This is a genomic window from Bradyrhizobium sp. 17 (genome assembly GCF_023073515.1).
GTDB lineage: Bacteria > Pseudomonadota > Alphaproteobacteria > Rhizobiales > Xanthobacteraceae > Bradyrhizobium > Bradyrhizobium canariense_D.
In genome coordinates, this window is the sequence record NZ_JADPJQ010000080.1 from 55,393 (window position 1) to 68,332 (window position 12,940).

The 12,940-nt window shown below is 65.0% G+C and carries 12 protein-coding genes; 4 read left to right on the forward strand and 8 right to left on the reverse strand.

From position 1 onward, the window contains the following. Nucleotides 1-110: 110 nt before the first annotated feature. The 5 genes from IVB13_RS16170 to mobB form a co-directional block, all read right to left on the reverse strand. A complete protein-coding gene (locus IVB13_RS16170) occupies nucleotides 111-398 on the reverse strand; it encodes a hypothetical protein (RefSeq protein ID WP_247489621.1) in 288 nt (95 codons plus the stop codon). Between the two features lie 91 nt (nucleotides 399-489). After that, nucleotides 490-2,145, reverse strand: coding sequence for an OFA family MFS transporter (locus IVB13_RS16175; RefSeq protein WP_018456153.1), 1,656 nt, complete (start codon nucleotides 2,143-2,145; stop codon nucleotides 490-492). Nucleotides 2,146-2,466: 321 nt separating this feature from the next. Continuing rightward, entirely contained in the window at nucleotides 2,467-2,730 is a 264-nt protein-coding gene (locus IVB13_RS16180; protein WP_018456154.1) for a sulfurtransferase TusA family protein, read from the reverse strand. A 66-nt stretch (nucleotides 2,731-2,796) separates the two neighbouring features. Then, nucleotides 2,797-4,053, reverse strand: a complete 1,257-nt coding sequence (glp, locus tag IVB13_RS16185) for a gephyrin-like molybdotransferase Glp (protein WP_204513743.1) — start codon at nucleotides 4,051-4,053, stop codon at nucleotides 2,797-2,799. A 9-nt stretch (nucleotides 4,054-4,062) separates the two neighbouring features. After that, nucleotides 4,063-4,590, reverse strand: a complete 528-nt coding sequence (mobB, locus tag IVB13_RS16190) for a molybdopterin-guanine dinucleotide biosynthesis protein B (RefSeq protein WP_085350470.1) — start codon at nucleotides 4,588-4,590, stop codon at nucleotides 4,063-4,065. Between the two features lie 207 nt (nucleotides 4,591-4,797). On the opposite strand from mobB, the gene fdhD reads away from it, so the two are divergent. Both fdhD and mobA read left to right on the forward strand, forming a co-directional pair. After that, a complete protein-coding gene (fdhD, locus tag IVB13_RS16195) occupies nucleotides 4,798-5,688 on the forward strand; it encodes a formate dehydrogenase accessory sulfurtransferase FdhD (protein WP_085359762.1) in 891 nt (296 codons plus the stop codon). Beyond that, nucleotides 5,675-6,310: a molybdenum cofactor guanylyltransferase MobA gene (gene mobA, locus IVB13_RS16200; protein ID WP_085384396.1), complete on the forward strand. Its 636-nt coding sequence runs from the start codon at nucleotides 5,675-5,677 to the stop codon at nucleotides 6,308-6,310. The genes fdhD and mobA overlap by 14 nt, the downstream gene beginning before the upstream one ends. 7 nt (nucleotides 6,311-6,317) lie before the next feature. Here the strand turns inward: mobA and IVB13_RS16205 are convergent, their stop codons facing one another. The 3 genes from IVB13_RS16205 to IVB13_RS16215 are packed head-to-tail and all read right to left on the reverse strand — an operon-like array spanning nucleotide 6,318 to nucleotide 10,274. Then, nucleotides 6,318-8,267: a molybdopterin biosynthesis protein gene (locus tag IVB13_RS16205; protein WP_085359758.1), complete on the reverse strand. Its 1,950-nt coding sequence runs from the start codon at nucleotides 8,265-8,267 to the stop codon at nucleotides 6,318-6,320. A gap of 12 nt (nucleotides 8,268-8,279) precedes the next feature. Next, nucleotides 8,280-9,386 (reverse strand): molybdopterin-binding protein, encoded by a 1,107-nt coding sequence (locus IVB13_RS16210; RefSeq protein ID WP_204513742.1) that lies wholly within the window; start codon nucleotides 9,384-9,386, stop codon nucleotides 8,280-8,282. A gap of 54 nt (nucleotides 9,387-9,440) precedes the next feature. Then, complete coding sequence (locus tag IVB13_RS16215; protein WP_247489623.1) at nucleotides 9,441-10,274, reverse strand: substrate-binding domain-containing protein; 834 nt, start codon at nucleotides 10,272-10,274, stop codon at nucleotides 9,441-9,443. A gap of 301 nt (nucleotides 10,275-10,575) precedes the next feature. Between IVB13_RS16215 and IVB13_RS16220 the strand changes: the two genes are divergently transcribed. Further along, nucleotides 10,576-11,469 carry a helix-turn-helix transcriptional regulator gene (locus tag IVB13_RS16220; protein ID WP_247489624.1) on the forward strand — a complete coding sequence of 298 codons (894 nt, stop codon included), beginning with the start codon at nucleotides 10,576-10,578 and terminating at the stop codon, nucleotides 11,467-11,469. A gap of 98 nt (nucleotides 11,470-11,567) precedes the next feature. After that, nucleotides 11,568-12,797, forward strand: a complete 1,230-nt coding sequence (locus IVB13_RS16225) for an ABC transporter substrate-binding protein (protein ID WP_247489626.1) — start codon at nucleotides 11,568-11,570, stop codon at nucleotides 12,795-12,797. Nucleotides 12,798-12,940 lie beyond the last annotated feature (143 nt).

Here is a 12,940-nt window from a genome sequence, read left to right on the forward strand (position 1 = left end):
TTAGAGCGTCTCTAGAATGATTTAGGGTGGTCAAGGTCAGTCGCCTTCACCAGCGAGGCAGGCGGTCGCCCGCCGTGCCCTTTTGCGCAAGCGTCGGATGGAACCCGATCTCAAGTCTTGCTCATGCACTCTTCAATGTAGAACCAGCGATCGTCGCCGGCGAGGCCCTTGGACTTCACGTCGGCGCGGCAGGCTTTCAGCTTCGGCTTGTTGGTTGCCCATTTCGCCTTCATGTCTTTCAGCTTCTGCATGGTGAGCTTCATCTTGCCAGGTTTGGCTTGCGTCGCTGCAGCAGGCGCCGCCGACGGCGTCGCCGTCTGCGCGGATGCGGCATGAAGGCCAGCGACGAGCAACACGGCCGCGAGGCAAATTCGAAGGCAAATTCGGGTGCGAATCATTTCAATCCCCCTAAGTCCCATTTCTGGTGATGTCCGAAAGGCCAACGAAGCGGGACGCCTGATGAGCATCCCGCTTCTGTCTCGACGACGGTCAGAAGATCTTGACCGCGCTCTCCAATGTCTTCCAAACACCCCAAAGCAGGGGGACGCCGACGAACGCCCAGAACAGCGCCGCCTTGGCGTCAAGCCCGCCAAATCCGATGCCGTAGGAGCCGTGCGGCCCCGCGGCGGCGGCGCTGGCGCTTGCAGCCTGCAACTTGGCGACATCGGCGTCCTTCATGTGCCACTTCGAATCGACCGGCTTGATCAGATAGTTGCAGATCAAGCCCGCAATCAGCATCGCACAGAGGATGTACATAGTCGTGTTGTAGAGCTGATCGCGCGGCACGCCTGCCGCGAGCTGGAACTCGCGGATGTAGTTGACGACGACGGGACCGATGATGCCTGCGGTGGACCACGCCGTCAGCAGCCGGCCATGGATGGCGCCGACGAACTGGGTTCCGAACATGTCGGCGAGGTAAGCCGGCACGGTGGCGAAGCCGCCGCCATACATCGACAGGATGATGCCGAAGCCAAGCACGAACAGGAGCTTCGAACCCATCGCCGCAAAGGTCGGCGCCAGCGCGTAGAGCACGATGCCCAGGATGAAGAACGTATAGTAGGTGTTCTTGCGCCCGATCTTGTCCGACAGCGATGCCCAGAAGAAGCGGCCGCCGATGTTGAACAGCGACAGCAATCCGGCGAAGCCCGCGGCGATCGCGGCGATCTGCGCCTTCTGCCCCGCATCGAGCGCGTTGAAGCCCACCTCCGGCAGGCCGATCAGCTTGCCGGCGAAGATCTCCTGCAGCATCGGCGATGCCATGCCGATCACACCGATGCCGGCCGACACGTTCAGGCACAGCACCCACCAGATCAGCCAGAATTGCGGCGTCTTGTGCGCATCGTTGAGATGGACGTTGGCCTTCGAGATCATCGCGTTGGCCTTCGACGGCGCGGTCCAGCCCTCGGGCTGCCAGCCGGGCGGCGGCAAGCGATAGCGGAACGCGCCGATCATCATGAACACGAAGTAGATGACGCCCATCGTGACGAAGGTCTCCCAGACGCCGACCGAGGTCGGGGTCTTGAAGTAGTTCATCAAGAGGTTAGCCAGCGGCGCGCCGATCATGGCGCCGCCGCCGAAACCCATGATGGCCATGCCGGTCGCCATGCCGCGACGGTCCGGGAACCACTTCACGAGCGTCGAGACCGGCGAGATATAGCCAAGACCGAGACCGATGCCGCCGATCACGCCCGAACCCAGCCACAACAGCCAGAGCTGATGGGTGTAAACCCCGATCGCACCGAGGAAGAGGCCGCCGCACCAGCACAAGGCCGAGACGAAGCCGGCCTTGCGCGGGCCTACGCGCTCCAGCCAGCCGCCCCAGACCGCAGCCGCGATACCGAGCAGCACGAAAAAGAGCGTGTACATCCACCCCATGCTGGCGACCTTCCAGTCGCAGCTGGTCGTGAACAACTCCTGAAACAGTGACATGTCTGCGCACGCCTTCGGCGCGGTGACTCCGATCGCACGCGACAGCGGCAACCAGAAGACCGAGAAGCCGTAGGCCATGCCGATACAGAGATGGATGCACAGCGCAGCCGGCGGCACCAGCCAGCGATTGAACCCGGCGGTCGCGATGGTCCGCTCGCGATCCAGAAAACCTGCGCCGGCACCCGAAAGTGTTCCAGCGCTCTCGATGGTAGACATGCATTCCTCCCCTAAAGCCGCCCTTCTGAACGGCCTGCCACGACGGTCCTGTTTCCTCAGCCTGCGGCGCAGCCTTTGTCCCTGCTGCTCCGCACAATGATCGACGCGCGCGCCAGGATCGTCACGCGCATCCGAGACGTTAAACCCCTAACCGTGGGGACTATGCCCGAGGCCACGGCCGGGCTTCTTTCGATGGCCCATTCGCTCCGCATATCACAGGCAAGACTCGACCTCCGCGTCTCGGCGGAGGACGTCAATTGGGGCAGAAGTGATGATCGATGTCGATAGACAAAAGGTAGGTATCAACCGAGTGACCGCGAGCTAAGTGGGCGGCGCACCATTGATATTTTCTATCGATCGATCGGCCTTCTCAATCAAGAACACGATGCGCGCGTCGTTGCGCTCGGTGATCTCCACCGTGTCGCCGGTCTCCCGGATCAGGTTCGGAATGTCAATCACCGACAGCGGATCGGTGCAGTACACTTCGAGCTGATCCCCCGGATGCAACGGCTTCAGCGCTTTGCGCGTCTTCAGGGCGGGCAGCGGGCATTTCAGTCCGGTGAGATCGAGCGTCGTTCTGGTCATCGGCGCAACATGGCGGGAGCGACCGATGGCGTCAACGCCGAGCCAGCACCAGCATCACGTTCAGACTCAGAGCAAATCGGCATAGGACAGGAAACCCACGCTCTGCCCCGGCTCGACACGCGTGACCTCCTCATCGAGCTCGATGAGGCCGTCGGTGTCGACCAGAGAGGACAACAGCCCAGCCCCCTCGCGTGGAAACTTGATTGCCTCGAGTGCGCCGTCCTGCGTGCGCCGCAAGGAGGCGCGAACATATTCGCGTCGGCCCGCCTTCTTCTTGTAGGTGAATGCCGCACGCACCGGGATCGGCAACAGCGGCGCCGGCAGGCTGCCCGCAAGGGCCAGCACCGTCGGCCGCACCACATGCACAAAGGTGACGAAACTCGCGACGGGATTGCCCGGCAATCCGATCAGCGGCGTGCCCTCAATGATGCCCATCGCCACGGGCCGTCCCGGCTTGATCGCCATCCGCCACAACACCAGCGAGCCGATGCTTTCGACCGCGGCCTTGACGTGGTCCTCCTCTCCGGTCGAGACGCCGCCGGTGGTGAGGATCAGATCGTGCGTGCCTGCGACCTGCTTGAGGCCATTCGCAAGCGAGGTACGTTCGTCGCGCAAAATGCCGAGATCGCTGACCTCGCAGCCGAGCCGGCGCAGCATCGCCATCAGCATGAAGCGGTTGGAATCGAACAGCTGCGAGGCCGCGCGCGGCTCGCCGGGCGAGGTCAATTCGTCACCGGTCGAGAACACCGCGACACGGATGCGCCTGACGACGTCGAGCCCGACCAGGCCGAACGCCGCCGCGAGCGCGACATGTTGCGGCAGCAAGCGCTGGCCTGCGCGCAGCGCGACGTGGCCCTGGGGGATGTCCTCTCCCGCAGGGCGGACATTCGCGCCCGGCTTCAGCCCCGGCGGCAGCACAATTCGGCCGGCGTCATCGACGCGGACGTCTTCCTGCATGAAGACGGTTTCGGCATCCGGCGGCATCGGCGCGCCGGTGAAGATGCGCGCGGTGTGGCCGGCCTTGATCGGCGCTAGTGCCAGACCGCCAGCCTGGATGCGGCCGTCGAGCGGGAGTGCCCGCTCGGCGCTGTCCGGAAGATCGGCGTTGCGCACGGCGTAGCCGTCAACAGCGGAATTGGTGAAGGGGGGCAACGGCAGCGGCGCCGCGATATCGCGGGCCAGCACCCGCCCATCAGCATCGATGAGCCTTACGGTTTCGAGATCGACAATCGCGTTGACGCGGGTCGTGATCAGGCCAACCGCCTCGTCGACCGACATCATCGGTCCGCCGAAGGCAAAACAATCGTCCGACAATTGCGCCATGGTGCCTCGTCAGCGCATCGCAGCGCTTTTCGCGACCGCTTCCTCGACCGGCATCGCCGCGCGCAGCAGCAATTCCGCGGCAGCGGCGATATCGTCGAGATGGACGGTCGGCAGTCGCGTTTCAATGGCGACATCGGCCGCGATCCCGTAAATTCCGGGATCATCGGGAAACAGCAACGGCTTGTCGTTGGCCGCGCGATGCACCTCGATCTTGCGATGCGGCTCGCGCTTGAAACCCTCGACCACGACGAGGTCAACGGCTGACAATTTGCTCAACAGTTCCGGCAGACGCGGCTCCGCCGCCCCGCGCAATTCGTGCATCAGCGCCCAGCGATTTGACGAAGCAACCAGCACCTCGGCCGCGCCGGCTTCGCGATGGCGCCAGGAGTCCTTGCCGGGAACGTCGACGTCGAACTGGTGATGCGCATGCTTGATGACCGAGACGCGCAACCCGAGCGCATTGAAATGCGGGATCAGCCGCGTCAACAGCGTGGTCTTGCCCGCACCGCTCCAGCCCGCAAGGCCGATGACTTTCATTCCAGCTCCGTCTCCGCGAGCGACCAGGTCCCTGATGGAACCACTCTCTCTTCCGTCATTGCGAGCGCCGCGAAGCATCTACGAATGGATCCACAGCGGCAGCCCGGATTGCTTCGCTTCGCTCGCAATGACGAATGGGCGGCATTTCGTTCGCTCGCTAGCATGCTTATATCGGCTTGACCCGAATGTCATGCTAACGTCGCGGCCATGATGAAGATCGACAAAGCCCCAGTGCCCCTGATCGTCCCTGATACCGACGACCCGCGCCTCACCGAGAGCGTGACCGGGACCGACCAGTCCGGCGCCAGAATCGAGATCAAGGTGCCGGTGGAGCGGCCACTGACGCTCTACCTGAATTCGCAGGAGATCGTCACCATGATGACGATCGGCGACTATCCGGAATATCTGGCGCTGGGCTATTTGCTCAACCAGAACATGCTGAAGTATAATGACGCGGTCACCGAGGTCGAATACGACGACGACCTCCAGGTCGTGGTGGTGCGCACCGAGCATCACACCAATTTCGAAGCCAAGCTGAAGAAGCGCACGCAGACATCGGGCTGCGCGCAGGGCACCGCCTTCGGCGATCTGCTGGAGGCGGTCGAGAGCGTGGCGCTGCCGAAGGCGGAGCTGCGGACCTCCTGGCTGTACCAGATGACGCAGACCATCAATACCATGCCCTCGCTCTATCTGGAGGCCGGTGCGATCCACGGCTGCGTGCTGTGCAGGGAGGGGGAGCCGCTCTGCTACACGGAGGATGTCGGCCGTCACAACGCCGTCGACAAGATCGCGGGCTGGATGTACCGCCACGGCGTCGATGCATCCGACAAGATCCTCTATACCACGGGACGGCTCACCTCTGAGATGGTGATCAAGACGGTCCGCATGGGAATTCCGATCCTGGTGTCGCGCTCCGGCTTCACCGCCTGGGGCGTCGATCTCGCCCGGCAGGTGGGCTTGACGCTGGTCGGCCGCGCGCGCGGCAAACGCTTCATCGCGTTGTCGGGGGAAGAGCGCATCGTCTACGACCAGAACCTCGCTTACGTCGAGGAGGAAGCGGCCAAGCACAAGCGCAAGGGTGAAGGTGGTGACGATTAGCTTTCCGACCACGCAAGGCGTGCTGCTCGCCGGTGGCCTCGCGCGGCGCATGGGCGGCGGCGATAAGCCGATGCGCACCATTGGCGGCCGCACCATTCTGGAACGCGTGATCGCGCGCCTATCACCCCAATGCAGCGGGCTGATCCTCAATGCCAACGGCGATCCCGCCCGCTTCGCCGCGTTCGGTTTGCAGGTCGTTGCCGACGACGTGCCCGGCTTTCCCGGTCCGCTCGCCGGCATCCTTGCCGCACTCGACTGGACCGCGGCGAACCGGCCTGAGGCGAAGTGGGTGCTCAGCGCCGCCGGCGACTGCCCCTTTCTGCCGCGCGATCTTGTTGCACGCTTGCATGACGAACGCATCGCGGCGAATGCCGAGCTCGCCGTTGCGGCGTCGGGCGGCCAGTCGCATCCGGTGATAGGCTTGTGGCGCGTTGGCTTGCGCGACGAACTGCGTCACGCGCTGGTGGTCGAGGATCTCCGCAAGATCGACCGCTGGACCGCGCGTTATCCGCTCGCGACCGTGACGTGGCCGACCGAACCGCTCGATCCGTTCTTCAATGCCAATACGGTCGAGGATATCGCGGAAGCCGAGCGGCTCGCCGCACTGGATGCGGCGTCCTAACCAAGCTCTACGCCGGCCGGAATCCGGCCCGCTCCAGCGCGGCACGCGCTTCGTCCGAGCCGAGCGCATCGAGAAAGGCCCGCACCGCCGGACGCTGCTTCCGCGCCGTCACCAACGCGAAGTCATAATGCTCCTCCGCGAGCGGAATGAAACCGAGGCCGACCGCCTTGGCGACCGGCGCAATGGTCATGCCCCAGTCGGCGCGATGCTGCGCGACCGCCGCGGCCACCGCGTTGTGCGAGCGTGGCTGGTTCCAGTAGCCTTCCGGGCGCGCACCACCGAGCAACCGGTCGATCAGGATGCGCGTGCCGGCGCCCTGGTTGCGGTTGACCATGATGCAGGAGGGATCAGCGAGCGCCGCGACGACGGCGTCCTTCGCGCTGTGGCCTTCGAAACGCTTGTCGCCCTTGCGGAACACGATGCCCTGCATCCGTCGCCAGCCCGGCACGAGTTCGAGACCTTCGACGAGGTAAGGCGCATTGTAGGTCTCGCTCTTGTCGTCGAACAGATGGATCGGCGCCAGATCGCATTCGCCGCGCCGCGCCGCCGCAAGTCCGCCGAGACTGCCGACCGCGATCGAGCGCACGGTCAGCCCGGCATGCGCGAGTTGCGCCGTGACGAGATCGAGGCCGGCGCAATGACTGCCGACGATGACGAGATCGGGCACCCGCACATGCGGCGTGAACAGCGTCACCTCGGCTTCGGTCCCGGCCGGCATCTGGTCGGCGAGTGCGTCGATGCGCAGAAAACCGTCGGCCTGCGCGAACGACGTGATCGCACCGGACCCCTTGCCTGAGGGATAAGCGATCAAGCCGTCCTTGCCTTCGACCAGCGAGACCATGACGAATTCGGTGCGGCCGAGCTCGGAAGCAATGCGCACCGGCACGGTCGCGTTCACCTTGGCATCGGAGCGCGGCGGCAGTCCGGCCATTTTGCGCAACACCGGCACGATCATGTCGTGAAAGGTGAACATCGCCGAGGTCGGAAAACCGGGAAGGATCACCACCGGCTTGCCGTCGCACACCGCAAGACACAGCGGCTTGCCGGGCTTGAGCGCAATGCCATGCGCGATGATGCCGGGCTGGCCGAGCCGGCCGATGATGCGATGAGACAGATCGCCGGCGCCTTTCGACGTGCCGCCGGAGAGCACTAGCATGTCGGCGTCCGCCAGCGCACGCCGCATGGCGGCTTCGAGCTGAGCTTCGTCGTCGGGAATGGCGCCGAGGAAAACCGCCTCTCCGCCGTTCTCGTCGATCGCAGCAGTGACGATCGCGCCGTTGGTATCGTAAATCGCAGCAGGCGCGAGCACCTCGCCGGGCTGAACCAGTTCGTCGCCGGTGGAGATCACGGCCACACGAGGTTTGCGCACGACGCTCACCTCGGCAAGACCGCAAGCCGCCAGCATGCCCACCTCGCGCGAGCCCACGATCGTGCCGGCGCGCAGCAGCGCCTCGCCGCGCGCGATATCGGATCCTGCGTAGGATATGAATTGCCCGGGCGAGGCGGCGCGACGGACGTCGATGGTGGCCGATCCCGCCGGCTGGGTATGCTCGACCATGACCACGGCATCGGCACCGCGCGGCAGCGGACCGCCGGTGGCAATCGGCGTTGCCGTTCCCGCCGCCACCTGCAGCGCGGGTACGGTGCCGCAGTGAATAGTCTCGCCATTCAGCCCGAGGCGAACTTGCGCACCTTCGCCGGCTGTCGCAAGGTCCGCTGAGCGCACCGCGAAGCCGTCGACGTTGGAACGGTCGAACGGTGGCACGTCGATTGGCGCAGTGATGTCTTCAGCAAGCGACGCGCCGAGCGCTGCTGCGAGCTTGCGTCTTTCGCTTGAGATCGCGCGAGGGAACAGCGCAGCCTCGAAGCGTGCCTGGGCCTCCTCGCGGGAAAGGATTTTCAGGAACTGTTCCTGTTCGAGTGCGCTGCGGACTTGCGATTGCGGGATCATGGTCATGCTAAACCCATATCATTCCCGCATCAGATAGGCATCGACCGGCGCGCCCGCTGCAAATCCCTCGTGGCCGGCGGGAACAAGCAGCCATGCATCAGCACGGGCCATTGCCTGGAGCGGCCATTCTCCTACCGCAAGCGGCACCCACGCATGATGTTCCTCGGCCAGCAGGACCATTTCGGCGATGCCGACGCTGGATGCAATTTTTCGCGCGAGCGGCAAGACTATCTGTCGGCGCGGCTGCCGCGCCGACAGAAGGTCGACGAGCGGCAGCACGAGCGCGAGCCAGACCGCGAGCGCATGGTCCGGCGATCCGGGCAAGCCGACGACAGGAATGGTTCCCAGCCGCCCGATCGCGGCGGTGCGTCCGGGCTGGAGCGCAAGACCATGGGCGATCACGTCACCACCCTGGGCCAGCGCCGTGACCGCGGCATCCTTGCGACCGACGCCGCTGCCGCCGATCGTCAGCAGGAGATCGCAGGTAGGCGTCCCCAACGTCTCCGCGATCGATCCCGCGTCTCGCGCGCCGGCCTCGCTCGTCTGCACATCCAGTCCAGCGGCGCGAGCAATGTCCGCGATCAAATGCATGGTCAGCGTTGCACCTGATACATTGACAATGCGCAGCCGCGGACGGCGCACGCTCAGCCGGTCCAGCCCGGCGGCGCGCGCGAGCAAAAGAGCGGCAGGACCGACCGGATACCCCTCTGCGGCGGCAGGCGTTCGTCCGTCGATGTCGCTTCCTGCGCGCCTGACGCCCTGCCCCGGCACGCCCTCCGCCAACACCTGGGCGAGCGGACCAGACACCTCGACTGCGTCAGCATCGAGCACACAGTCGCATCCCGCCGGCATCGCGTCGCCGGCATCGACCCAGGCGGGCGCTGTCGGCAGCGGCAGCGGTGAATAGGAGGACGCGCCGACCAGATCATTGGCGCATAACGCCCAGCCGTCCGCGGCAGCGACGTCACAGGATGGTCGAGGCGCGAGCAGCGGATTGCCCGCGGCGATGCAGCCGGCCGCTTCGCTCAGCGGCAACTCCACCGGCGTGAGCGGATCAAGCCCCTTCAGCAACGCGGCGAGCGCGGTGTCGAGTGGCGTCAGCGATGGCGGCAGGCGCTGGGTCATGCGCCATGATGGACCATGCATCGCCCGGTTTGGCAACCGCTGGCGACACGAACGTCAGCCGCCCGATTTGTCCGCATTGGGGAAGAACAGTTGTTGTCCGTCGACCTTGTATCCGGCGATCGCCGCCTGCCCGTCCGGCGAGATCAGCCAGTCGACGAAGTCTTGCCCCAATTCCTTCTTGACGTTCGGAAACTTCGCGGGGTTCACCAGCATCACGCCGTACTGATTGAGCAGCCGCTTGTCGCCTTCGACGACGATGTCGAGATCGCCGCGATCCCGAAAAGCGATCCAGCTGCCACGGTCGGACAGCACATAGGCGTTCGCCGTGCGCGCTGCATCAAGGGCTGAGGCCATGTCCTGCTTGGCTTCGCGATACCATGCGCCCTTGGTACGGGCGATGTCGATGCCGGCGACGATCCAGAGCGCGAGCTCTGCGGCATGCGTGCCCGAGCGGTCGCCGCGCGTCACGAACGGCGCGCCCTTGCCCTCGATCGCCTTCAGCGCGGTCGCGATGTCCTTGCCCTTCACGCCGGCGGGATCGCTCTTCGGCCCGATCAGCACATAGTCGTTGTACATCACGTCAAAGCGCTTCACCGCAAAACCGTCGGCAACGAATTTCTCCTCCTGCGGCCGTGCATGCATCAGCACGACGTCGACTTCGCCCCTTCGTGCCCCCTCGAGCACCTCGTCGGCGCGCCGCGCGATCACCGTCACCTCGATGCCGGTCTTCTCACGGAACATCGGCAGCAGATAGTCGAGCAGGCCGGACTCCTGCGTCGCTGTGGTCGTGGCGAGCACGATCGCGCGGTCCTCCGCGGATGACGCTGTAACGCCGGCGACGAGGCCGCAGAGAAGCGCGAGTGCAACGGAGAGGCGGCGGACGGCCATGATCGGGTTCCCACTGGCTATGACGCGATCATGATGCTGATGGATTGCGCCGCACTCGTGACGCGTTTGCACATTGTGCCCGCAGCGTCGGGAAATTCCGGCAATGCGCCGCGCGCGAAGACCGCAAGATCCGCACCACGCGAGCGATTCAGGATCGTTCACCAAGGCAGAGATCGCGCGTGGGGATGTGTTGCAAAGCAGCGAGATGATCGGGCATGGTCGTGGCGGACAAAACTTGAAATGCAGAATTCCACCTGCGTCGAACGTCAAAAAGAAGCAAGAATTTGCATAGGAATGCAGGATGGAATTCCTGACGACCAGCGAAGCCGCCGACTATCTTCGGCTTGGCGAACGCAAGCTTTACGAACTCGTCACCACCGGCGCGATCCCATGCACCAAGGTGACCGGAAAGTGGCTCTTCCCGCGGCACGAGCTCGACCTCTGGGTGCTGTCCGGACTGGCGCGCCCGGCCGGCATGCTGATCGCTGAGCCGCCGCCGGTCGTCGGCGGCAGCCAGGACGAGCTGCTGGATTGGGCTCTGCGCGAATCCGGCTCGGGCCTGGGATCGATGAGCGAGGGCAGCGCGCGCGGGCTCGAGCGCTTGCAGCGCGACGAGGTGATGGCCGTGGCGGTGCACTTCCACAGCCTCGATGCCGACGGCAATCTCGCCGCCGACGCCAATGCAACGGTCCTGCGAGACGCTCCGGACCTGCATGATGCATTGCTGGTCGCGTTCGTGCGTCGCGAGCAGGGTCTCGTGCTGCCGCCGGGCAATCCCAAGCGGCTGCGCGGCCTTTCCGACGTGCTCGCGCTCGGCGCCAGGATGGCGATGCGGCAACAGGGCACGGGCGCGCAGATGCTGCTCGATGTGCTGCTCAAGCGCGCCGGCGCCTCGACGCGCGATTTGCGCCGGATCGAGATGCCGGCCCTGACCGGGCCGGATCTCGCCGAGATCGTTCGCGCGGGACAGGCCGATTGCGGCATCGCGACGCGTGCGTCCGCGCGCTCGGCCGGCCTCGATTTCGTGCCGCTGGTCTGGGAGAACTTCGACCTCGCGATGCGGCAGCGCAGCTATTTCCGCCCCGCTATGAAGGGCCTGATCCGGTTCCTCGGCGAAAAGCGGTTGCTCCAGCGCGCCGAGGAGCTGACCGGCTACGATCCCTCCCCGGCCGGACAAATCCGCTTCGCCGCCTGACGTTGACGCCCGCCCCCAAATAGTTGCAAAAGAAACCAATTCAGCCGGGCCATACCCGGGGTACACCGGCCAACGCGCCGGATCAGGGGAGGACAAATATGAAGCCAACGAGATTTGGACTGCCGGTCGCTGCCGGCTTTGCAGCGACGTTCCTGGCGGCGACGCTGCTGCCGGGCGCCGCAATGGCGCAGGTGTCCGATGACGTCGTCAAGATCGGCGTGCTCACCGACATGAACGGTCCGGCCTCGGCGCCGACCGGCCAGGGTTCGGTGACGGCGGCGCAGATGGCGATCGACGATTTCGGCGGCACCGTGCTCGGCAAGCCGATCAGCATCGTCGTCGGCGACCACCAGCTCAAGGCCGATATCGGCGGCGCCATCGCGCGGCGCTGGTACGACGTCGACCAGGTCGATCTGATCGTCGACGTACCGGTCTCCGCGGTCGGGCTCGCGGTGCAGAACATGGCCAACGAGAAGAAGCGGCTGTTCATCACCCACTCCACCGGCACCGCCGATTTCCACGGCAAGTTCTGCTCGCCCTATGCGATCCAGTGGGTGTTCGACACCCGCGCGCTCGCGGTCGGCACCGCGGACGCGGTGGTCAAGCGCGGCGGCGACAGCTGGTTCTTCATCACCGACGATTATGCCTTCGGCCATTCGCTGGAGCGCGACGCCTCGGCGGTCGTGACCGCCAATGGCGGCAAGGTGCTGGGCTCGGTGAAGCCGCCGCTGGCAACGCCCGACCTCTCCTCGTTCGTGCTGCAGGCGCAGTCCTCCAAGGCCAAGATCATCGGCATCGCGGCGGGTCCGCCGAACAACATGAACGAGATCAAGACCGGCTCCGAGTTCGGCGTGTTCAAGGGCGGCCAGCAGATGGCGGCACTGCTTGCGCTGATCACCGACATCCACGGCCTCGGCCTGCAGGCCGCCCAAGGGCTGTTGCTGACGACGTCGTTCTATTGGGACCTGGACGACAAGACCCGCGAATGGTCGAAGCGCTACTTCGCCAAGATGAACAAGATGCCGTCGATGTGGCAGGCCGGCGTCTATTCGAGCGTGATGCACTATCTCAACGCCATCAAGGACACCGGCACCGACGATCCGCTCAAGGTGGCCGCCAAGATGCGGGAAAAGCCGATCGAGGATTTCTTCGCCCGCAACGGCCGCTTACGCGAAGACAATCTGATGGTGCACGATCTGTGGCTGGTGCAGGTGAAGACGCCGGAGGAAAGCAAATATCCGTGGGACTATTACAAGATCCTCACCACGATCTCGGGCGACAAGGCGTTCGGTCCGCCGGACCCGGCGTGTGCGATGGTGAAGAAGTGAGGGTGTAGCGACGCCGCGCTGACGGTGCACCCTCTCCCCTTGCGGGAGAGGGTGGATTCGCGAAGCGAAGCCGGGTGAGGGGTCGTCTCCGCGAGTCCAACTCGCTGTTGAGTTCGCGGAGAGATACCCCTCATCCGGCGCTT

Coding starts and splice junctions, on each gene's coding strand:
- IVB13_RS16220 (WP_247489624.1), top strand. CDS start 10,576: ATGGAATTCCTGACGACCAGCGAAGCCGCCGACTATCTTCGGCTTGGC.
- IVB13_RS16215 (WP_247489623.1), bottom strand. CDS start 10,274: ATGGCCGTCCGCCGCCTCTCCGTTGCACTCGCGCTTCTCTGCGGCCTC.
- mobB (WP_085350470.1), bottom strand. CDS start 4,590: ATGAAAGTCATCGGCCTTGCGGGCTGGAGCGGTGCGGGCAAGACCACG.
- glp (WP_204513743.1), bottom strand. CDS start 4,053: ATGGCGCAATTGTCGGACGATTGTTTTGCCTTCGGCGGACCGATGATG.
- IVB13_RS16175 (WP_018456153.1), bottom strand. CDS start 2,145: ATGTCTACCATCGAGAGCGCTGGAACACTTTCGGGTGCCGGCGCAGGT.
- fdhD (WP_085359762.1), top strand. CDS start 4,798: ATGATGAAGATCGACAAAGCCCCAGTGCCCCTGATCGTCCCTGATACC.
- IVB13_RS16210 (WP_204513742.1), bottom strand. CDS start 9,386: ATGACCCAGCGCCTGCCGCCATCGCTGACGCCACTCGACACCGCGCTC.
- IVB13_RS16205 (WP_085359758.1), bottom strand. CDS start 8,267: ATGACCATGATCCCGCAATCGCAAGTCCGCAGCGCACTCGAACAGGAA.
- IVB13_RS16225 (WP_247489626.1), top strand. CDS start 11,568: ATGAAGCCAACGAGATTTGGACTGCCGGTCGCTGCCGGCTTTGCAGCG.
- IVB13_RS16180 (WP_018456154.1), bottom strand. CDS start 2,730: ATGACCAGAACGACGCTCGATCTCACCGGACTGAAATGCCCGCTGCCC.
- IVB13_RS16170 (WP_247489621.1), bottom strand. CDS start 398: ATGATTCGCACCCGAATTTGCCTTCGAATTTGCCTCGCGGCCGTGTTG.